This window comes from Microbacterium sp. CH-015 (assembly GCF_049707015.1).
Lineage (GTDB): Bacteria > Actinomycetota > Actinomycetes > Actinomycetales > Microbacteriaceae > Microbacterium > Microbacterium aurum.
The window spans coordinates 13,916-33,821 of sequence record NZ_JBNAFJ010000009.1 but is presented as its reverse complement, the minus strand read 5'-3'; the positions used below and the strand labels follow the sequence as shown (position 1 = coordinate 33,821).

Below are 19,906 nucleotides of genomic sequence, written 5' to 3'. Positions count from 1 at the left end.
CGACCGTGACGCTCATCATGGGCATCGTCAACGTCACCCCCGACTCGTTCAGCGACGGCGGACGCTACCTCGACGCGGATGCCGCCGTCGCCCACGGCCGCGCGCTGCGCGCCGCGGGGGCCGACCTCCTCGACGTCGGCGGGGAGTCCACGCGCCCGGGCGCGGCGCGCGTCGACCCCGACATCGAGCGCGCGCGGGTGCTCCCGGTGGTCGCCGCGCTCGCCGCCGACGGCGCCGTGGTCAGCATCGACACGATGAACGCCGCCACCGCCCGCGCGGCGGTCGACGCGGGCGCACGCATCGTCAACGACGTGTCAGGCGGACTCGCCGACGCCGACATGCTGCCGGTGGTCGCGGCATCCGGTGCCGACGTCGTGCTGCAGCACTGGCGCGGGCACTCCGCCGACATGTACGCCGATGCCGACTACGGCGACGTCGCGCGAGATCTCACCGTCGAGCTCGGCGATCGGATCCGCGCGGCGGCCGCCGCCGGGATCTCACCCGACCGGGTGATCCTCGATCCGGGCATCGGCTTCGGCAAACGCAGCCCCCAGAACTGGCAGGCGCTGCGCGGCCTCGACCGCATCGTCGCGCTCGGGCCGCGGGTGCTCGTCGGCACGAGCCGCAAGCGCTTCCTCGCGGAGGCTCTCGACTCCGACCCCGCCGCGGTGCCGCGCGAGCGGCGCGACCTCGCGACCGCCGTGACGAGCGTGCTCGCGGCGCAGGCCGGGGCGTGGGCGGTGCGCGTGCACGATGTCGCCGCGACCCGCGACGCGCTGCGGATCGCCCGCGCCTGGCGAGAGGGAGGGGAGTGAGCGATGGATGCCGCCGATGAGATCACGCTGACGGGGGTGCGGGCCTTCGGGTACCACGGCGTCTACGACGAGGAGCGTCGGCAGGGGCAGGAGTTCACCGTCGACGCGACGCTGCACCTCAGCACGACGCGCGCTGCCGAGACCGACGACGTGGCCGACACGATCCACTACGGCGAGGCGGCCGAGCGGATCGCGGCCATCGTCTCGGGCGCGCCCGTCAACCTCCTCGAGACCCTCGCCCAGCGCATCGCCGACGAGCTGCTGAGCCGCGACATCGTGCGCATGGTCACCGTCACCGTCCACAAGCCCCAGGCGCCCATCCCGGTGCCGTTCGGCGACGTGTCCGTCACGATCCGCCGCGCGCGGCCCGCGGCGCCGTCCGCTCCGATCGGGGCTGCCCGGTGAGCCGCCGCCTCGCGCAGGGTTACCACGGCGTCGCCCCGGCATCCGCCCCCGTCGAGACCGTCGCCGTCGTCGCGCTGGGCGCGAACCTCGGCGACCGGGCCGCCACGCTCGACGCCGCCGTCGCCGACCTCGCGCGGATGCCGCTGACCACCGGCATCCGCGTCGCCGAGCCGATCGAGACGGTCGCCCTCACGCCGTCGGGGCCGGATGCCGCCGCGCCCGCCTACCTCAACACCGTCGCTCTCGTCACGACGCGGCTCGCGCCGTCGGTGCTCCTGTCGTTCCTCCACGCGATCGAGGAGCGCCACGGCCGTCCGCCGCGCCGCGCCGGCGATGCGCGCTGGCAGGACCGCACCCTCGACCTCGACCTCATCGCCTACGGCGACGTCCGCTCCGACGATCCCGCGCTGACCCTGCCGCACCCCCGCGCGGCGGAGCGCGACTTCGTGCTGGAGCCGTGGCTGCGGGTCGACCCCGACGCGGTGCTCCCCGGCGCCGGACGGGTCGCCGACCTGCGCGCGCGCCTGGCCGGTCACGACGAACCGAGGTCCTCGTGAAGCGCACGGGTGCGGGGGTCCTGATCGCCGCCGTCGCGATCGGGGTCATCGTCGGCTTCGGCATCGACCAGCTGCTCACCGCGGTCGGCCGGCCGACGTTCACGCCGTCGCTGCTGCTGCCGGTGCTCCTCGTGCTGCTCGGCGTCGCCCTCGTGCTGTTCGCCCTGCCGATCCGCCGCGCCATCGTCGGCACCCACACGCGACCGCTCGACCCGTTCCGCGCCGTGCGCGTCGCGATGCTCGCGAAGGCCTCGAGCATCGTCGGCGGCATCGTCGCGGGTGTCGCCGGCGGGCTGCTGGCGTTCCTGCTGACGCGGCCGGTCGCCCCCTCGTTAGGCTCGACGGGTGCCGTGATCGCGGCGATCGTCGGCGGCCTCGTGCTCGTGGCCGCCGGGCTCTATGCCGAGCACCTGTGCACCATTCGGAAGGACGACGATGACGACCAGCCCGGACCTCCCTCACCCCCCGAGCCCGGACTCGGCCTCTCCCACCACGACTGACGCGCCGGAGACGGCGCCCGACGCCGCGGGCGCCGCGACGGCGCTGGATGCCGGGACGTACGACACGATCCTCGAGCCGCGCGGTGCGGGACGTCTGCCGCTCGGCGACGGGGTCTGGCACCAGATCTCGCGCAACTACGTCATCGTCCAGCTCATCTCGACGGTCGCCTTCCTCGCGCTGATCGTCGCCGTTGCGCTCGTCGTCGGCCTCGTGCTGCATCAGCCGTGGGTGTGGATCCCCGCCGGCGTCGTCGCCGTCATCACGCTGTGGACGCTCGCGATCCTGCCGCGTCAGGCGCGCTCGATCGGCTACCAGCTGCGCGAGGACGACCTGGTCTTCCGCCGCGGCATCCTCTGGCAGCGCATGGTCGCCGTCCCGTACGGCCGCATGCAGCTGGTCGACATCACGCACGGCCCGCTGGATCGCGGGTTCGGGATCGCGCAGCTCAAGCTCGTCACCGCCGCCGCCGCGACCGGCGTCACCATCCCGGGCCTCACCCAGGCCGCGGCCGAACAGCTGCGCGACACGCTCATCGCGGTGGCCGAGACCCGACGGACCGGGCTGTGACCGACCCGTCGGCCGTCGCCGACGTCCGCTCGCCGCTCAGCGACGGCGAATGGCATCGCCTGCACCCGCTCACCCCGGTGCTGCGCGGGGGACTGTTCCTCGTCGTCGTGATCGGCATCGTCATCGCGAACCTGCGCGACCGGGTGATCGGGTGGGTCATCCCCGGCTTCAGCGACTTCGAGCAGTACGAGGGCGATCCGGTGGACTACGTCGTGTCCAACAACCTGATCGTCGTGGCGGGGCTCGTGATCCTCGCGGTGCTCGCGCTGCTGCTCGGCTGGTTCTACGTCTCGTGGCGATTCCACACGTTCCGCATCACCGGTGACGACGTGGAGGTGCGCACCGGCATCCTGTTCCGCACGTATCGCCGGGCTCCGCTGGATCGTGTGCAGGGCGTCAACCTCACCCGCCCGATGATCGCGCGACTGCTCGGCGCGGCCAAGCTCGAGGTCGTCGGGGCGGGCCTCGACGCGAACGTCAAGCTCGAGTACCTCTCCACGCCCAACGCCGAGGCGGTGCGCGCCGACATCCTGCGCCTCGCCTCGGGCCGCCAGCTCGCCCAGGCCCAGGCCGCGCACGAGTCCGGCGCGCTGCCGCGCACGCGTGCCGCCGCTGCGGCCGTGACCGCGGGCCTCACCGGGCTGATCGACGGCGCCGAGCAGCCGGTCGAAGAGCCGGCATCCGTCGTGCACATCCCGCCGGGGCGGCTGATCGCCTCGCACCTGCTGTCGGGCGCCACGATCGGACTGCTCGTGTTGATCACGATCGTCATCGTCGGCGCGGTCGTCGGAACGCCCTGGGTGCTCTTCACCATCGTCCCGACCATCATCGGTTTCGGTGCGTACTGGTTCCGCTCGATCACGCGGTCGCTGCGGTACTCGATCGCCCCGACCTCGTCGGGCGTGCGCATCACGTTCGGCCTGTTCACGACGATCACCGAGACGTTGCCGCCGGGCCGTGTGCACGCGTTCGAGATCCGTCAGCCGGTGATGTGGCGCGGCTTCGGATGGTGGTCGATCCGCGTCAACCGGCTGTCGGGACGGTCGGCGACCGACACGCAGTCGCAGCAGTTCGCCGAGGTGCTGCCCGTCGGCACGCAGGCCGATGTGGAGCGGGTGCTGCGTCTGTTCCTGCCGGGGATCTCGCCCGAGCAGTGGCAGGAGCTCGTGACCAACGGACTGCTGGGGCCGGCGGCGGGCGACCCGTACACCACGACGCCGCGACGCGCGCGCTGGCTGCGGCCGCTGTCGTGGCGGCGCAACGGGTTCCTGCTCACCCCCGACGCGCTGCTGCTGCGTCACGGCGTGTTCTGGCGGTCGCTGGTCATCCTGCCGCTCGCGCGACTGCAGTCGGTGCGGATCTCGCAGGGGCCGGTCGATCGCGCGCTGCGGGTCGCGAACCTCACCGGCCACACGGTGCTGGGCCAGGTCTCGGGCACGCTCGGGATCGTCGACCGCGACGACGCGTACGCGGTGTGGCAGCAGGTGGCGAAGGATGCCGTGGCCGCCGCGGCCGGCGACCGCTCGCACCGCTGGGACGCGGAGGTGGAGGTCGGCGCGGATGCGGCGGCTGCGGGGGTTGCGGGGGTTGCGGGTGGAGCGGATGCCGTGGACTCCGGAGCGGGCGCATGAGCGGGGCGAGCCGGCTCGGGGTCGGGGTCATCGGCGCGGGACGCGTGGGACCCGTGATCGGTGCGGCGCTCGCGGGCGCGGGCCACGCCCTGCTGGGCATCACGGCCGGATCCGACCCGGAGCGGGTCGCGGCGATCCTGCCCGGGGTGCCGGTGCTCGACGCGGACGAGATCGTCCGGCGCAGCGAGCTGGTCGTCATCGCGGTGCCGCATGACGAGCTGCCGGGGCTCGTGGCGGGCCTCGCCGAACTCGACCAGTGGCAGACCGGTCAGCTGGTGCTGCACACCGACCCGTCGTGGGGGACGGACGTCCTCGCGCCGGCGGCGCGGCGAGGGGCGATTCCGCTGGCGGTGCACCCCGCGGTGACCTTCACGGGAACGAGCATCGATCTGCGTCAGCTGCACGACGCCTTCGCCGCGGTCACCGCGCCGCCAGCCGTGCTGCCGATCGCCCAGGCGCTCGCCGTCGAACTCGGATGCGAGCCCGTCGTGATCGCCGAGGCCGACCGCCCCGCCTACGGCGAAGCCATCGCCACGGCGGCCGAGTTCTCGGCATCCATCGTCCGCCAGTCCACCGCGCTACTGCGTCAGGCCGGAGTAGAGGAGCCGGGGCGATACCTCTCCGCGCTCATCCACTCCGCCGTGGACCGCGCGCTGCAGGACGGCGCCCCGCCCGTCCCCGACGTCTAACTCGGCGGAGCGTGAGGGGCGTGCAGGCCCGCTCGGTAGAATCGAACGTCGATTCCGAGGAGCCCCCGTCACCATGAGCGAGACCACGTCAGCAGTGTCCAGCGAACAGGCGGGCGACCTCGCCGTCGAGGACGTGCACGAGCAGAAGGCCGTGCGGCTGGCCAAGCGCGAACGGCTGTTGGCCGAGAGGGCGGATGCCGCCGGTGGCGCCTATCCCGTCGCGGTCCCCGTGACCGACACGATCGCCGAACTGCGCACCCGCTACGCGGAGCTGGAACCGGGCGCCGAGACGGGTGTCACCGCCTCCGTCGCGGGACGCGTCGTCTTCAGCCGCAACACCGGCAAGCTCTGCTTCGCATCGCTGCAGGCGGGCGACGGCAACCGCATCCAGGCCATGGTGTCCCTCGCCGAGGTCGGTGAGGAGTCGCTGCAGGCGTGGAAGGACCTCGTGGACCTCGGCGACCACGTCTCGATCACCGGCCAGGTCATCTCCAGCCGCCGCGGCGAGCTGTCGATCATGGTCACCGACTGGGCCATCGCGTCGAAGGCGCTGCTGCCGCTGCCGAACCTCTACACCGAGCTCAGCGAGGAGAGCCGGGTCCGCTCGCGCTTCCTCGACCTCATCGCCCGCGACCAGGCTCGCGACACCGTGATCGCCCGCGCCAAGGTCAACGCGAGCCTCCGGCAGACCTTCGCCGCGCACGGCTTCCTCGAGGTCGAGACGCCCATGCTGCAGGTGCAGCACGGCGGCGCGGCGGCGCGGCCGTTCGTGACGCACTCCAACGCCTTCGACGCCGACCTCTACCTCCGTATCGCGCCCGAGCTGTTCCTCAAGCGCGCCGTCGTGGGCGGCATCGACCGGGTCTTCGAGATCAACCGCAACTTCCGCAACGAGGGCGCCGACTCCACCCACAGCCCCGAGTTCGCGATGCTGGAGGCCTACCAGGCGTACTCCGACTACAACGGCATCGCCGACCTCACGCAGGAACTCATCCAGCAGGCCGCCGTCGCCGTCGCCGGGTCGACCACCGTCACATGGGCCGACGGCGCCGAGTTCGACCTCGGCGGCGAGTGGGACCGCATCTCGATGTACGACTCGCTGTCCGCGGCATCCGGTCGCACCATCACGCCGGAGACGTCGATCGACGAGCTGCGCGCGCTCGCCGCCGAGGTCGGCGTAGAGGTCCCCGAGAAGGTCGCGACGCACGGCAAATACGTCGAAGAGCTGTGGGAGCACTTCGTCAAGGACGGGCTCGAGCGCCCTACGTTCGTCATGGACTTCCCCGTCGACACCAGCCCGCTCGTCCGTGAGCACCGCTCGATCCCGGGCGTCGTGGAGAAGTGGGACCTCTACGTCCGCGGCTTCGAGCTCGCCACCGGCTACTCCGAACTCGTCGACCCGGTGATCCAGCGGGAGCGGTTCGTCGAGCAGGCGAAGCTCGCCGCGCGCGGCGACGACGAGGCCATGCGCGTGGACGAGGAGTTCCTGCGCGCGCTCGAGCACGGCATGCCGCCCACGGGTGGCATGGGGATGGGCATCGACCGGCTGCTCATGGCGATCACGGGCCTCGGCATTCGGGAGACCATCCTCTTCCCCCTCGTGAAATAGCCGCGGGTGGCGTTCTCGCTCTGGCTCACGCTGGTGCTGGCGTGCGTCGTCATCAGCTTCACGCCGGGCGCCGGTGCCATCAACACGATGGGCAACGCCCTGACGCACGGGTTCCGCCGCGCGATCTGGGGGATTCTGGGGCAGCAGGCCGCGCTCGTCGTGCTGATCGCCGTCGTCGCGCTCGGCGTCGGCGTGCTCGTGGCCTCATCGCCGCTGCTGTTCGCCATCATCCGGTACGCCGGCGCGGCGTATCTGGCCTACCTCGGTCTGCGCCTGTTGCTGCGCCGTCCCGTCGTGGCGGTGGCGGATGCCGGCGACGCACCCGCCCCGGCCGAGTCGCGCTGGTCGATGTTCCGGCGCGGATTCTGGGTCAACCTCCTCAACCCGAAGGCGATCGTCTTCTTCCTCGCGTTCCTCCCGCAGTTCATCCGCCCGGGTCAGCCGCTGCTGCCCCAGTACGCGACCGTCGTCGTCACCGTCGTGGCCGTCGACATCGCCGTCATGTGGGGCTTCTTCGCCGTCGCGGCGCATGGATTCCGTCGCTTCACGCGCACGCCGCGCGGGCAGCGCGTGGTCGATCGCGTGTTCGGGAGTCTGTTCGTCGGGGTCGCGCTCCTCCTCGCCTTCATCCACTGACGGCGGTCGCCGCTCGGTCTCACTCGGGCCGGAATGCCCAGTCCGGCAGGTGCCCGGCCGCGACGAACGACCGCACGATCTCGGCGAGTCCGTGGCGGCGCTCGATGCGCAGCGCCTGCGCCGCATAGCGGTCGGCGTGGGTGGAGCGACCGAGCGCCCACGCCAGCCAGCCGCACACCGCCAGCGCGCCGGCGCGCCGGGCCTTGGGCAGCAGCGCCGCGACCACGCGGGCGAGCTCCAGCGCCCCCTCCAGGCGCTGCGGGTCAGGACGCCGCCCCTCACCCCACATCACCGAGGCGAGATCCGACGGATACTCCGCGCCGTCCTCCCACTTGCGCTGCGCGTCCATCGCGACATCGCCGCCCGCCTGGTCGCTCGCCCACTGCACCAGCGCGACATCCCGCAGGGCGGGCCGGCCCAGGCACCAGCCGATCATCGCGGCGCGCATCGGCGCGAGCGACACCGGGTTCCACTCCAGCGCCTGCTCGAACAGCGAGGGCAGGTCGTCCAGCTCGCACGCCGCCTCCAGCGCCGCCGGGTCGATGCGCGGCGACGCGGATCGACTCGCCGCCGCGGACGGCGCGATCCCGCAGATCGCCGTCAGCGCCGCGTCGAGAGCGCGCGCCGCCTGCGCGACCGCCGCACGTGCGGCGCCGTCCGGCTTCGGCAGCGCCGCGCCGCTCGCCTGATCACCGACCGGTGCGGCGGTGCCGCCCGGTCCGTCGTGCGTGACGAGCTCCGTCAGCGGGCGGCCGCCGGGTGCGAGGTGCCGGTCGAGGTAGGACCCCCACCCGTCCGCCGCGACGACGAGGGCATCGGCGATCGGCAGCCCGCAGGCGTCGGCGCGGTCGCACAGCGACTGAACGAGCGCGCGATGGGGCAGGATGCCGGTGACCGCGGCATCCGTGTACACCACCACCATCGCGCCGTCGGCATCCGCGATGCGGCACGCCATCCCGACGACGGTCGCGGCGACCGCGTCGGAGGCTGCGCCGGCCGGGTCGGCGGGGAGATCGACGCGCATCGCGCCGAGGCTGCGTCCGCGGCACATCGGCACGACGACAAGGCTGCGTGACGGGACGAACCCGAGCAGGTGCGGGACGAGGGACAGGAACTGGGCCGCGTCGGCGGCTCTCACGATGGTCGGCATGGCGAGATCCTGCTCGCGTCGGCCGGGCGATGGGGGCCGGGAAGGCCGAACGGTGTACAAGTCGTCGAACCGGCCGCCTGGGGAGAGGGCGATGAACCGCGCGTACCATGGAGGCATGGATGCGTTCTGGACCGCTGCCGCGTGGTCGCTCTTGCCGACCGTCGTCGTGCTGGGTCTGTTCGTGTTCGTGTTGCGCTCGATCCTGCGCATGGACCGCACCGAGCGCCGCGTGTACGCGCGGATCGAGGCCGAGGAGCGCGCCAAGCGCCGTCCGGCGTCAGCGGCGGGCACCGACACCACAGTCTGAGGTCGCCGCGTCGGCGGCACTGGGTACGCTGAACCCGGGGCGACGTGCGCGCCCGGGCTGAGGAGTGCGGGTGCTGAACATCACCGTCGACTGGACGTGGACCTGGTGGGTCGTCCTCGTCATGATCGTCGACATCACGATCCGCGTCCTCGCGGTCATCGTCATCCCCCGCAATCGGCGCCCCACGGCGGCGATGGCCTGGTTGCTTGCGATCTACTTCATCCCCATCATCGGCGTCCTCCTGTTCGTGATGATCGGCAACCCGCGCCTGCCGCGGGTGCGCCGCAAGAAGCAGCAGCAGCTGAACGACTACATCCGCCGCACCAGCCACGGACTCGACCTCGGCACGCTGCGACCGAACCCGCCCGTGTGGTTCGTGCAGCTCGTGCGCCTGAACCGCAACCTCGGCGCCATGCCGCTGTCGGGCGAGAACGACGCGAAGCTCATCGCCGACTACGAGGGCAGCCTCGCCGCCATGGCGCACGCCATCCGACAGGCCCAGCGCTACGTCCACGTCGAGTTCTACATCCTGCAGGCCGACGCGACCACCGACGACTTCTTCCGTGCGCTCGAGGAGGTCGCCGCCCGTGGGGTCACGGTGCGCGTGCTGCTGGACCACTGGGCCAACCGCAGCAAGCCGTTCTACAAGCACACCTGCCGGCGCCTCGACGCGATGGGCGCCCAGTGGCACCTGATGCTGCCGGTGCAGCCGCTCAAGGGCAAGTACCAGCGCCCCGACCTGCGCAACCACCGCAAGCTCCTCGTGGTCGACGGCCACGTCGCGTTCACCGGGTCGCAGAACGTCACCGATTCGACGTACAACCTGCGCAAGAACATCAAGCGGGGACTGCACTGGGTGGACATGATGGCGCGCCTGGACGGCCCCGTCGTGGCATCCGTCAACGCGGTGTTCCTCAGCGACTGGTACAGCGAGACCGACGAGGTGATCGAGGGCATCGAGCTGTTCGACGTGCGCACCGGCACGGGCGACCTCGACTGCCAGGTCATCCCGTCCGGCCCCGGGTTCGAGTTCCAGAACAACCTGAAGCTGTTCATGACGCTGCTGTTCGCCGCGCGCGAGAAGATCATCATCGTCTCGCCGTACTTCGTGCCCGACGAGGGGCTGCTGCTGGCGATCCAGACGGCGTGTCAGCGTGGCGTGCACGTCGAGCTGTTCGTCTCGGAAGAGGGCGATCAGGCGATGGTCTACCACGCGCAGCGCAGCTATTACGAGGCTCTGCTGCGCTCGGGCGTGAAGATCTGGATGTACAAGCGGCCGTTCATCCTGCACTCCAAGTCGATGTCGATCGATGACGAGGTCGCCGTCATCGGTTCGAGCAACATGGACATGCGCAGCTTCGGTCTCAACCTCGAGATCTCGCTGCTCGTGCGCGGCGAGGAGTTCGTCTCGCAGCTGCGCTCCGTCGAGGATCACTACCGCGCGCTCAGCCGTGAACTGACCCTCGAGGAATGGATGCAGCAGCCGCTGCGCTCGACGGTGCTCGACAACCTGGCGCGGCTCACCTCTGCGCTGCAGTGACTGGTCCGCAGCAGCGATTCGCTATCGGCGCGTGATCGGTTCCGCGGGACCTTTCCAGGGCATCGGGGCAGGATGGGCATCATGAGCACCCGTCGCACCCTCGCCCTGTTCGCCCTCATCGGTGCCGGAGCGCTCGCGCTCGCCGGCTGTGCGTCGTCGCCGGCCACGCCCTCCTCGTCGGGATCCGGTGCGCCGGTGGTCGGTGGTGAGCTCGAGGTGGATGCCGGGTGGCTCGACGGCGGTCGCATGGTCGCCCTCGTGACCCAGGGATCGTCGACCTGCGTCCCGACCGCGACGGACGTCACCCTGCAGGCCGACGGGTCGGTCGCGGTGACGCTCGAGGACCCGGCCGGCAACGTCGCGTGCACGCGCGACTACGTGCCGCGCGCGTCGCTGGTGGCGCTCCCCGACGGGGTGAACGCCGGTGCCGAGCTCGACCTCGTCGTGACCTACGGCGAGGCCCGCGGCGACACCGACCTCGACGCCTACTCCGGTGCCGCAGTGGCGGAGTTCTCGCCGTCGGCAGGCTGGATCGACGACGAGCAGTTCGCGATCCTCACCTGGGGTTCGTCCTCGTGCCTGCCGGTCGTGGAGTCGGTCGCGGCAGACACGGCGTCGAGCGCAACGGTGGTCTTCGCCGAGCCGGCCGCCGACCAGGTCTGCACGATGGACATGGCCCCGCGCGTGACCCTCGCGCAGGTCGACGGGGTCGACGACGACAACGCGACGGTGACCCTCACCGGTGGCGGTGCCGAGTTCGCGACCCCCGTCACCATCCCCATCGCCGGGGACTGACCCGCGGCATCCTTCGGGTGCAGGCGGTCCTGCTGGCGACTGCCTGACGCGGCTGCCTCACGCAACTGCAAGGGATTCGCGCCAACACGCCGCATCAGGGCGGTGATCAGCGGCGTGTCGCCCGCGATCCCTCGCAGGTGGATCCCGCCGGCCCACCCGTCGTCAGTCGGCCCGCACGAGCAGCTCGCCGACCTCGCAGTCGAGCACCCGGCAGATCGCCGACAACGTCGAGTAGCGGATCGCCCGCGCCCGGTCGTTCTTGAGGATCGAGAGGTTCACGACCGAGACCCCGACGAGCTCCGACAGCCGTGCGAGCGTCATCCCGCGTTCGGCGAGCAGTTCATCGAGCCGACAGTGGATGCCGGTGGCTTCGTCCTCTTCGGCAGGCGTCACACGAGCCCCTCGGTCTCGCGCTGCAGCGCCTCGGTCTGGTGTTGCAGGGCAGAGCCGTAGCGGAACACGACAGCGAGGGCTGCGAGGGCGAGCGCGACCGCGGCCGGCCACAGCGGAACGGTCAGATAGAAGATGCCCTGTGTCGTCAGTTTGCCACCCTCTTCGGGAGCAGGAAGCACCTCGAACGCCGCGAGGGTGCGCCCGATGCCGACGACGAGGTCAGTGACCGTCCCGAGCACGAGGATGCCGACCGCCGCCCACGCGAACGACCGTGCGGCGACGCGGCTGAACGGCGAGCCCTTCCGCGCCTGCCCCACCAGCACCACGATCAGGACGGCGGGAAGCGCCATCAGCAAGACCCCGAGCAGCTGCCCGAGCGCCATCACGACGCGCGTGCCGAGCGTCAGGTGCGCGACCGTCGCGTCGACCGAGTCGGCCGTGGCGCACAGGAGGACGGGTGTGTCGCCGCCGGGGTCGTCGCATCCGGGGGTGCCGATGCCCGGCCAGTTCGCAAGCGCCACGGGCATCCCCGAGACCGAGATCTCGGTCTGTGTGAACCACTGCCAGATCGTGAGCCCGAGGCCGAGCGCCATGAGGAAGAGCCATCCCTGTGCGACCGAACTCGCGGCATCCAGCGCCACTGTCGTGCTGCCGCGGCGGCGTGCGATCCATACGGTCACGGCGCACAGCACGGCGACCACGGCGACAAAGACGCCGATCCACAGCAGGCCCTCGCCGAGGTTCTGGGTTCCGATGCTCACGACATCCTCCATATCGAGAATCGTTGTTATCGACAAACGATATGTATTCCGCCGGCTGGTTGTCAACGTTGGCGCCGGCGCGCGTTCCGAAAGCAGGCTCGATCGCCCGTTTCGGGTCCGTTGGAGCGCGAACGTATCGATCCAGCCTGCTTTCGGACGAGGAATGACGGTGTCCGCGGCGGGGAGGGGCGCTGCGCGCCGACGCCACCCCATCCATCACGCCGACGGCGAACACGGGCATACCGGCATCCGCGGCTCGTTAGCCTCTACGTAGGCGCCAGAAGACTCGGCGCCGTGAGGAGCTGACGATGTTCGAGAGATTCACGGACCGTGCCCGTCGCGTGGTTGTGCTCGCCCAAGAAGAGGCGAAGATGCTCAACCACAACTACATCGGCACCGAGCACATCCTGCTCGGTCTCATCCACGAGGGCGAGGGTGTCGCCGCCAAGGCGCTGGAGTCGCTCGGCATCTCGCTCGATGCCGTCCGCGAGCAGGTCCAGGACATCATCGGTCAGGGCCAGCAGCAGCCGACCGGGCACATCCCCTTCACGCCGCGCGCCAAGAAGGTGCTCGAGCTGTCGCTGCGCGAAGCGCTGCAGCTCGGCCACAACTACATCGGCACCGAGCACATCCTGCTCGGCCTGATCCGCGAGGGCGAGGGTGTCGCCGCCCAGGTGCTCGTCAAGCTCGGCGCCGACCTCAACAAGGTCCGCCAGCAGGTCATCCAGCTCCTGTCGGGCTACCAGGGCAAAGAGCCCGCGGGGGTCGCCACCGGAGCCGGCGAGCAGAACGCGCAGTCCGCCCAGGGTGGCTCCGCCGTGCTCGACCAGTTCGGCCGCAACCTCACCCAGGCCGCGCGCGAAAACAAGCTCGACCCCGTCATCGGGCGCGAGAAGGAGATCGAGCGCGTCATGCAGATCCTGTCGCGCCGCTCCAAGAACAACCCCGTCCTCATCGGCGAGCCCGGCGTCGGCAAGACCGCTGTCGTCGAGGGCCTCGCGCAGGCGATCGTCAAGAACGACGTCCCCGAGACACTGAAGGACAAGCAGGTCTACTCGCTCGACCTCGGCTCGCTCATCGCCGGGTCCCGCTACCGCGGTGACTTCGAGGAGCGCCTGAAGAAGGTCACCAAGGAGATCCGCACCCGAGGTGACATCATCGTCTTCATCGACGAGATCCACACGCTCGTGGGCGCCGGTGCCGCCGAGGGCGCGATCGACGCGGCATCCATTCTGAAGCCCCTCCTCGCGCGTGGCGAGCTGCAGACGATCGGCGCCACGACCCTCGACGAGTACCGCAAGCACTTCGAGAAGGATGCTGCGCTGGAGCGCCGCTTCCAGCCGATCCAGGTCGCCGAGCCGAGCCTGCCCCACGCGATCAACATCCTGAAGGGGCTGCGCGACCGCTACGAGGCGCACCACAAGGTGCAGATCACCGACGGTGCGATCGTCGCGGCGGCGAACCTCGCCGACCGCTACATCAGCGACCGGTTCCTGCCCGACAAGGCGATCGACCTGATCGACGAGGCCGGCGCTCGCCTGCGCCTGTCGATCCTCTCGAGCCCGCCGGAGCTGCGCGAGTTCGACGAGAAGATCGCCAAGGTCCGCGAGGACAAGGAGCTCGCCAGCGAGGAGCAGGACTTCGAGAAGGCCGCGTCGCTGCGCGACGAGGAGAAGTCACTGCTCGCCGAGCGCCTGCGCCTCGAGAAGCAGTGGCGCTCGGGTGACGTCGCGAGCCACGCGGTCGTCGACGAGGGCCTGATCGCCGAGGTGCTCGCCCAGGCCACCGGCATCCCCGTCTTCAAGCTCACCGAGGAGGAGACCAGTCGTCTCGTCTTCATGGAGAAGGCGCTGCACCAGCGCGTCATCGGGCAGGAGGAGGCCATCGCGGCCCTGTCCCGCACGATCCGCCGCCAGCGTGCGGGCCTGAAGGACCCGAAGCGTCCCAGCGGTTCGTTCATCTTCGCCGGCCCCACGGGCGTCGGAAAGACCGAGCTGGCCAAGGCGCTCGCCGAGTTCCTGTTCGACGACGAGTCGGCGCTGATCTCGCTCGACATGAGCGAGTTCGGTGAGAAGCACACCGTCTCGCGCCTGTTCGGTGCCCCTCCCGGGTTCGTCGGCTTCGAAGAGGGCGGCCAGCTCACCGAGAAGGTGCGCCGCAAGCCGTTCTCGGTCGTGCTGTTCGACGAGATCGAGAAGGCCCACCCCGACATCTTCAACTCGCTGCTGCAGATCCTCGAAGAGGGTCGTCTGACCGACGGTCAGGGCCGCGTCGTCGACTTCAAGAACACCGTCATCATCATGACGACCAACCTCGGTTCGCAGGCGATCGCCGGTGGCCCGGTCGGGTTCCAGGTCGAGGGCAACGCGCAGACGACGTACGAGCGGATGAAGGGCAAGGTCGACGAGGAGCTCAAGCGTCACTTCAAGCCCGAGTTCCTCAACCGCGTCGACGACGTCATCGTCTTCCCGCAGCTGAACAAGGACGAGCTCCGTCAGATCGTGGGCCTGTTCACCAAGCGCCTCAGCGAGCGCCTGCTCGACCGCGACATGACGGTGGAGCTGACGGATGCCGCGAAGGACAAGCTCATCGAGATCGGCTTCGACCCGACGCTCGGTGCCCGCCCCCTGCGCCGCGCCATGCAGCGCGAGGTCGAGGACCAGCTGTCGGAGCGCATCCTGCACGGCGAGCTGAACAGCGGCGACCACGTCAAGGTCGACGCCGAGAACGGCAAGTTCGTGTTCGAGCACGGGCCGCGCGGCGAGAAGGTCGCGGTCGGCGTCGGCGCCGCCGGGGCGATCGAGGCCACGCCGGACATCGTCGCGGGGAGCTGACCCGGTCGGAGAACCACACCGAAGGGCGGATGCTGCGGCATCCGCCCTTCGGTCGTCTGCCCGGCTGGCGCCCGGCTGGGCGTCCTGCTGGCCGTCGTGCGGCCGGATGCCAACGCCGGGTGTCGGCCGATTCTTGTTGTGAAAGCAGGCTGGATCGCGCGGTCCGGGCCCGCTCGGGCCCGAGAAGGCGGATTGAGCCTGCTTTCAGAACGCCGAACGCCCGGCGGCAGTCAGGGGATCTGGTAGATCCGCACGGTCGAGTTCTGGTGCTCGACGTACAGCGCGTTCGTCAGCTCCCGGTACTCGCCGTCATAGTTGTGGCTGATGAAGTACACCTTCGGCGGGCCGCCCGGCACATATTCGACCTTCGACACGGTCATGGTGTGGTCCATGCCGGCCTGCGTCTCACCCCAGCTGAACACGCCGACGTCGCCGACGCGCACGCGGTCGAGGTCAGCCTCGGTCGCGTAGGTGAAGCCGAGCTTGTCGAAGTAGGCGGCCATGGGGGCCGTGGCGATCCACGGCTTGGATGCCGTCCACATCGCGCCCTCGGAGTACCACGTGCGGTCGGTGTGCCAGCCGCGCGCGATCAGCCCCTGGCTCGCGAAGTTGGTGCAGTCGCCGCCGTACGGGTTGTAGTCGCCCCACTCCGCGCTGTTGTAGTCGAAGACGTACTGGTGCAGGTAGGCCATCTGGGCGCCGACATCGCCGCCGGTCGGCTGCGTGTTGGTGCCCGCGGATGCCGCGATCAGCCCGGCCCGGTACGCCTCGGCATCCGCCTTCACCGCCTCCACGGCCTGCTGGGTCGCGACCATCGCCGCGTCGGCCTCGGTGGCGGTGGTCGCTTCCCGCAGCGTGACGGTCGCCTGGTACAGCGCGTCCTCGGCGGGGCGTCCCGCGTCGCTGTAGTCGCCGAGCACCGCGAGCGCCTGATCGGCCGCGGCGGCCGTGTCGAACGTCGGCGCATCGACGGCCGGGGTGACCTGCGGCGCCGACAGGGCGGCATCCGCCTCGGGTGACGCGGACGTCGTCGGATGCGGCCGCTCGCCCAGCGACCGGACGAACCCGAACACGCCCACCGTCAGCGCCGCGATGATGACCACCGAGATCAGCACAGCCGCGCTGCGGCGCCGTCGCATCATCCTGCGGCGGCGCGCTGCTCGGGTGATCGGCGCGGTGGGCACGGCCCCGACACTAGCAAGATCGCTGGGAAGCAGCCTGACGCCCGGCCGCCAGGCGGTGCCGCGGCGCGTCAGACCGGCGCGACGTCGACCGAGACTCGCAGGGTCGAGCGCTTCGCCTTCGTGAAGATGATGCCCTTGACCGGCGACACGTCGCCGTAGTCGCGTCCCCACGCGACGGTGACGTAGCGGTCGTCCGCCCACTGGTCGTTCGTCGGGTCGATCGCGAGCCACTGGTCGGTGCCGGGCAGCCACACCGCGAGCCACGCGTGGGAGGCATCGGCGCCGAAGACGCGCTCCTTGCCGGGCGGGGGCTGCGTCGCGAGGTAGCCCGAGACGTAGCGGGCCGCGACCCCGTGGGAGCGCAGGCACGCGAGGGCCACGTGGGCGAAGTCCTGGCAGACCCCGGCGCGGGCGGCCATCGCGTCGGCGACCGAGCTCGTCACGGTCGTCGCGGTCTTGTCGTAGTCGAAGTCGCGGAAGATCCGCTGCATGAGGTCCGTCGCCGCCTCACCGATCGGCCGGCCCGGGGTGAGCGAGACCGCGCCGTACTCGGCCGCCGCCGGCACGTGCCGCACGCGGGGCGACTCCAGTGCGTATTCGACCGCCCGCCACGCCCCCGACGTCTCGGGGTGGAGGATCGGCCGGGCATCTTCCCACGGCCGCGCCAGCGCGTCGGGGTCGTAGGCCGGGTCCTCGACCGTGACATCGCTCGTCGCGGTGATGGTCAGCGCGTCGTGCGGCTCGGTCAGGTGGAAGAACGTCGCCGCGTTGCCGAACGCGTCGACGTCGGGTGCGATGTCGCCGGGAACGGGGTCGAGCTCGACGGCGGATGCCGACACGCGCTGCCATGGCAGATCCCGGGCGACCAGGTGGAACTGACCGACGCTGTCCTGCACCGGCTTGCTGTAGGTGTAGGCCGTGCGGTGCCACACGCGGTACGACCTCATGCCCGGCTCTCCATCAGCTCGATGAGCGACAGCTCCGACATCGGGACGGCGGGCGGCCCGCTCTCGAAGTGCAGGTGCGTCACCGCGACCGACAGCTGTTCGAGTTGCGCGGTCACCCCGCCCAGGAACTCCACGAGCGCATCGCGTCGGCCGTCGGAGACCGCCCCGAGGGCGCCGATGTCGGCCGCCGCCAGCTCGGTCTCGAGGTGGTCGAGCAGCCGCTCGGCGCGCGTGGATCCGGTGGAAGCGGGCATGGCCGCCAGGTGATCGCGCAGCGCCGCTAGCGCGAACGCCAGCGAACGCGGGTTGCTGGGGTCAACCAGCAGCAGGTCGAGCACGTCGGCGGCGCGCACCGAGCCCCGGTACCGGCGCCGATGCGTGACGACGCTCTCCGATGCCACCAGCAGGCCTTCCAGCACGCTGCGGGTGGCCCGGGCATCCTGCCGGTGCGCGAGGCCCGTCGACAGCAGCACGCTCAGCTGCAGCCCGCGCTCGAGGAAGCGCCCCGCCTCGATCATGTGCCAGCCGGAATCGCGGATCATGTTCGCCGTCACGCCGTACAGCGACAGCATGGCCGCGAGCATGCGGCCGGCCGACTCGGACGTGCGGTGCGGGTGCGCGGAGGTGCGCAGCGCCCGCAGGGCGCGGTCGATCGTGGCGAACACCCGCCATGTGTCTCCGGACAGCTGGTCGCGCACACCCTCCATCGCGTCGCGCAGGCGCGCGATGGAGTGGGCCGCCGATCCGGGGCGGCTGCCGTCCAGCAGCAGCGAGCGGAACTCCGCCTCGGGGTCGAGTGAGCGCATGCCCGCCAGGCGCCCCAGCACGTCAAGGAGCACGCGAGGGCTCGCCGCGACGACGCCGGCGGGGCCGTAGGCGCCGGGCTGGTCGAGCTCGGCCTGCGCGGTCAGCAGCAGGCGCAGCAGGTCTTCGGTGCGCTCGGCGTAGCGCCCGGTCCAGAACATGTCGGCGTGGGCGCGCGGGGAGAGCGGGGGGATGCTGCGCGCCGCGGGCAGCGGCGCGATCTCGCTGAGGTTCTGATCGGCGTCGTCGGATGCCGCCTTCAGCACCCACACGTCCTTCGTGCGCGGCAGGGCGTCGGTGCTCTCGCGCACGGTCGCCAGACCCCCGACGAGCGGCCGGTAGGCCGAGCCGTAGCGCAGCGTGAAGCCGCGCAGGGTGAGCGGCATGGCCGCCGCGCGGGCGCCCGGTCCGCTCCCGCCCGCCGTCGCGTTCCACACCGGGGTCTGCGACAGCGGCAGCTGCGTCTGGCCGACGAACCGATGCGGCGCCGCCGCGATGCGGGCCGCGAGCTCGACCCGGTCGAGGTCGGCGAACGCCTTGCGCGGCTCGTCGATCGTGCGCACCAGCAGCGTGTCGTCGCCGGCGCGCAGCCGTGCCTGCACCTCGCGGAGCGCCTCGGGGTCGCCGCACCACAGCGTCGGCACCGAGGGGATTCGCAGCTGTTCGCCGAGCAGTCGCTCGCACGCCGCCGGCAGGTAGGGGAGGAGCCCCGGGTTCTCGAGCACACCGGCGCCGAGCCCGTTCACGAGGCGCACGTTGCCCCGCCGCACGGCCTCCGCGAGGCCCGCGACGCCGAGCCGCGAATCGCCGCGCAGCTCCAGAGGGTCGCACCACGCGGCATCCACTCGTCGGATGATGACGTCGATGCGGTCCGCGGGCCGGGTGCGCGGCCAGCCCGCCGGCTTCATCCACACGAGCCCGTCGCGGACCACGAGGTCGCTGCCCTGCACGAGCGGGAAGCCGAGCGCGTTCGCGAGGAAGGCCTGATCGAAGGCGGTTTCGCTGAGGGTGCCGGGCGTGAGGATGACCACCCGGGGGTCGTCGATCGCCTCGTCGACCGAGGAGAGCAGCGCCGCCCGCAGCGCCGAGAAGTACGGGTCGATGCGGTGGAGGTCTCCCTCCTGGAACAGGTCAGGCAGCACCTGCGAGATCACCCGCCGGTTCTCCGCGGCGAAGCCGAGACCCGACGGCGCCTGCACCCGGTCGGCCAGCACGTGCCAGTCGCCCGCGGCGTCGCGGCCAAGGTCGGCCGCCGACAGCAGCAGCGGGTGCGGATCGACCGCGCTCGCGCGCGCGAGCGGGCGGGTGAAACCGGAATGTCCGAACACGACGGCCGCCGGCACGATGCCTTCGCTCAGCAGCGACTGCGTGCCGTACAGGTCGACGAGGAGGGCGTTCAGCAGCTCGGCGCGCTGCGCGAGACCGACCTCCAGCGGCGCCCAGGCCGCCGGATCGAGCACGAACGGCACGGGATCGAGCTGCCAGGGCTGTGCCCCCGACTCGCCGCGCACGTACGAGACGCCGTCGTCGGCGAGGAAGCGCGCGATCTCGCCGTCCACGCGGTGCAGGTCGTCGGACGTCAACGACAGCGCGTGCGCGGCGAGGGCCTTCCAGCCCGGACGCAGCGCGCCGTCGGCATCCACGAACTCATCGAACCGGGACACGTCGCCGGCGGCGGCGAACGGCAGCGTCGGCTGCGACATCGTCGCGGCGTAGTCACGCAACACACTCACGCTGGCGTCCCCTCCCGGGTCCAGCGTAGGGGGCAATACAGTGGGTCG

The 19,906-nt window shown here is 71.2% G+C and carries 19 protein-coding genes; 13 read left to right on the top strand and 6 right to left on the bottom strand.

The features are described 5' to 3' along the window. Nucleotides 1-5: 5 nt before the first annotated feature. The 9 genes from folP to ACPYN4_RS12660 all read left to right on the top strand — a co-directional run bounded on the left by folP (nt 6) and on the right by ACPYN4_RS12660 (nt 7,410). Entirely contained in the window at nt 6-815 is an 810-nt protein-coding gene (folP, locus tag ACPYN4_RS12700) for a dihydropteroate synthase (RefSeq protein ID WP_315550687.1), read from the top strand. 3 nt (nt 816-818) lie between these two features. Then, entirely contained in the window at nt 819-1,220 is a 402-nt protein-coding gene (gene folB, locus ACPYN4_RS12695; protein WP_076691805.1) for a dihydroneopterin aldolase, read from the top strand. Next, nucleotides 1,217-1,777: a 2-amino-4-hydroxy-6-hydroxymethyldihydropteridine diphosphokinase gene (gene folK / locus ACPYN4_RS12690; RefSeq protein ID WP_239281126.1), complete on the top strand. Its 561-nt coding sequence runs from the start codon at nt 1,217-1,219 to the stop codon at nt 1,775-1,777. The genes folB and folK overlap by 4 nt, the downstream gene beginning before the upstream one ends. Further along, entirely contained in the window at nt 1,774-2,277 is a 504-nt protein-coding gene (locus ACPYN4_RS12685; RefSeq protein WP_076691803.1) for a DUF3180 domain-containing protein, read from the top strand. Before folK ends, ACPYN4_RS12685 begins: the two co-directional genes overlap by 4 nt. Next, complete coding sequence (locus tag ACPYN4_RS12680; RefSeq protein WP_312677502.1) at nt 2,213-2,845, top strand: PH domain-containing protein; 633 nt, start codon at nt 2,213-2,215, stop codon at nt 2,843-2,845. The genes ACPYN4_RS12685 and ACPYN4_RS12680 overlap by 65 nt, the downstream gene beginning before the upstream one ends. Further along, nucleotides 2,842-4,476 carry a PH domain-containing protein gene (locus tag ACPYN4_RS12675; protein ID WP_424446561.1) on the top strand — a complete coding sequence of 545 codons (1,635 nt, stop codon included), beginning with the start codon at nt 2,842-2,844 and terminating at the stop codon, nt 4,474-4,476. The genes ACPYN4_RS12680 and ACPYN4_RS12675 overlap by 4 nt, the downstream gene beginning before the upstream one ends. Then, on the top strand, nt 4,473-5,165 hold the full coding sequence (locus ACPYN4_RS12670) for a DUF2520 domain-containing protein (RefSeq protein ID WP_424446560.1): 693 nt from the start codon (nt 4,473-4,475) through the stop codon (nt 5,163-5,165). Before ACPYN4_RS12675 ends, ACPYN4_RS12670 begins: the two co-directional genes overlap by 4 nt. Nucleotides 5,166-5,238: 73 nt before the next feature. Further along, nucleotides 5,239-6,774: a lysine--tRNA ligase gene (gene lysS / locus ACPYN4_RS12665; protein ID WP_315550671.1), complete on the top strand. Its 1,536-nt coding sequence runs from the start codon at nt 5,239-5,241 to the stop codon at nt 6,772-6,774. 6 nt (nt 6,775-6,780) lie between these two features. Next, a complete protein-coding gene (locus ACPYN4_RS12660; protein WP_076691799.1) occupies nt 6,781-7,410 on the top strand; it encodes a LysE family transporter in 630 nt (209 codons plus the stop codon). 19 nt (nt 7,411-7,429) lie between these two features. Here ACPYN4_RS12660 and ACPYN4_RS12655 read toward each other — a convergent pair whose 3' ends face one another. Beyond that, nucleotides 7,430-8,560: a DUF4192 family protein gene (locus ACPYN4_RS12655; RefSeq protein ID WP_239281132.1), complete on the bottom strand. Its 1,131-nt coding sequence runs from the start codon at nt 8,558-8,560 to the stop codon at nt 7,430-7,432. 115 nt (nt 8,561-8,675) lie between these two features. On the opposite strand from ACPYN4_RS12655, the gene ACPYN4_RS12650 reads away from it, so the two are divergent. The 3 genes from ACPYN4_RS12650 to ACPYN4_RS12640 all read left to right on the top strand — a co-directional run bounded on the left by ACPYN4_RS12650 (nt 8,676) and on the right by ACPYN4_RS12640 (nt 11,202). Continuing rightward, a complete protein-coding gene (locus ACPYN4_RS12650; protein WP_239281133.1) occupies nt 8,676-8,867 on the top strand; it encodes a hypothetical protein in 192 nt (63 codons plus the stop codon). 121 nt (nt 8,868-8,988) lie between these two features. Continuing rightward, nucleotides 8,989-10,407 (top strand): cardiolipin synthase, encoded by a 1,419-nt coding sequence (gene cls, locus ACPYN4_RS12645; RefSeq protein ID WP_239281149.1) that lies wholly within the window; start codon nt 8,989-8,991, stop codon nt 10,405-10,407. A gap of 81 nt (nt 10,408-10,488) precedes the next feature. Further along, a complete protein-coding gene (locus ACPYN4_RS12640) occupies nt 10,489-11,202 on the top strand; it encodes a hypothetical protein (protein ID WP_287271847.1) in 714 nt (237 codons plus the stop codon). Between the two features lie 162 nt (nt 11,203-11,364). Here the strand turns inward: ACPYN4_RS12640 and ACPYN4_RS12635 are convergent, their stop codons facing one another. Beyond that, a complete protein-coding gene (locus tag ACPYN4_RS12635; RefSeq protein WP_076691795.1) occupies nt 11,365-11,595 on the bottom strand; it encodes a helix-turn-helix domain-containing protein in 231 nt (76 codons plus the stop codon). After that, nucleotides 11,592-12,356, bottom strand: coding sequence for a hypothetical protein (locus tag ACPYN4_RS12630; protein WP_239281135.1), 765 nt, complete (start codon nt 12,354-12,356; stop codon nt 11,592-11,594). Before ACPYN4_RS12630 ends, ACPYN4_RS12635 begins: the two co-directional genes overlap by 4 nt. Before the next feature lie 308 nt (nt 12,357-12,664). On the opposite strand from ACPYN4_RS12630, the gene ACPYN4_RS12625 reads away from it, so the two are divergent. After that, entirely contained in the window at nt 12,665-15,190 is a 2,526-nt protein-coding gene (locus tag ACPYN4_RS12625; protein WP_424446559.1) for an ATP-dependent Clp protease ATP-binding subunit, read from the top strand. Between the two features lie 230 nt (nt 15,191-15,420). Here the strand turns inward: ACPYN4_RS12625 and ACPYN4_RS12620 are convergent, their stop codons facing one another. The 3 genes from ACPYN4_RS12620 to ACPYN4_RS12610 all read right to left on the bottom strand — a co-directional run bounded on the left by ACPYN4_RS12620 (nt 15,421) and on the right by ACPYN4_RS12610 (nt 19,858). Next, nucleotides 15,421-16,374 (bottom strand): amidase domain-containing protein, encoded by a 954-nt coding sequence (locus tag ACPYN4_RS12620; RefSeq protein ID WP_424446558.1) that lies wholly within the window; start codon nt 16,372-16,374, stop codon nt 15,421-15,423. A 68-nt stretch (nt 16,375-16,442) separates the two neighbouring features. Then, the gene (locus ACPYN4_RS12615; RefSeq protein ID WP_424446557.1) at nt 16,443-17,321 is read right to left on the bottom strand and encodes a transglutaminase family protein; all 879 of its coding nucleotides are present in this window, start codon (nt 17,319-17,321) and stop codon (nt 16,443-16,445) included. Then, on the bottom strand, nt 17,318-19,858 hold the full coding sequence (locus tag ACPYN4_RS12610) for a circularly permuted type 2 ATP-grasp protein (RefSeq protein ID WP_424446556.1): 2,541 nt from the start codon (nt 19,856-19,858) through the stop codon (nt 17,318-17,320). Before ACPYN4_RS12610 ends, ACPYN4_RS12615 begins: the two co-directional genes overlap by 4 nt. Between the last annotated feature and the right edge of the window lie 48 nt (nt 19,859-19,906).

Excerpts from the sequence above, each read along its gene's own strand:
- ACPYN4_RS12625 (WP_424446559.1), top strand. The coding sequence starts at position 12,665 with ATGTTCGAGAGATTCACGGACCGTGCCCGTCGCGTGGTTGTGCTCGCC.
- ACPYN4_RS12680 (WP_312677502.1), top strand. The coding sequence starts at position 2,213 with ATGACGACCAGCCCGGACCTCCCTCACCCCCCGAGCCCGGACTCGGCC.
- ACPYN4_RS12655 (WP_239281132.1), bottom strand. The coding sequence starts at position 8,560 with ATGCCGACCATCGTGAGAGCCGCCGACGCGGCCCAGTTCCTGTCCCTC.
- ACPYN4_RS12650 (WP_239281133.1), top strand. The coding sequence starts at position 8,676 with ATGGATGCGTTCTGGACCGCTGCCGCGTGGTCGCTCTTGCCGACCGTC.
- lysS (WP_315550671.1), top strand. The coding sequence starts at position 5,239 with ATGAGCGAGACCACGTCAGCAGTGTCCAGCGAACAGGCGGGCGACCTC.
- cls (WP_239281149.1), top strand. The coding sequence starts at position 8,989 with ATGATCGTCGACATCACGATCCGCGTCCTCGCGGTCATCGTCATCCCC.
- folB (WP_076691805.1), top strand. The coding sequence starts at position 819 with ATGGATGCCGCCGATGAGATCACGCTGACGGGGGTGCGGGCCTTCGGG.
- ACPYN4_RS12640 (WP_287271847.1), top strand. The coding sequence starts at position 10,489 with ATGAGCACCCGTCGCACCCTCGCCCTGTTCGCCCTCATCGGTGCCGGA.
- ACPYN4_RS12670 (WP_424446560.1), top strand. The coding sequence starts at position 4,473 with ATGAGCGGGGCGAGCCGGCTCGGGGTCGGGGTCATCGGCGCGGGACGC.
- ACPYN4_RS12615 (WP_424446557.1), bottom strand. The coding sequence starts at position 17,321 with ATGAGGTCGTACCGCGTGTGGCACCGCACGGCCTACACCTACAGCAAG.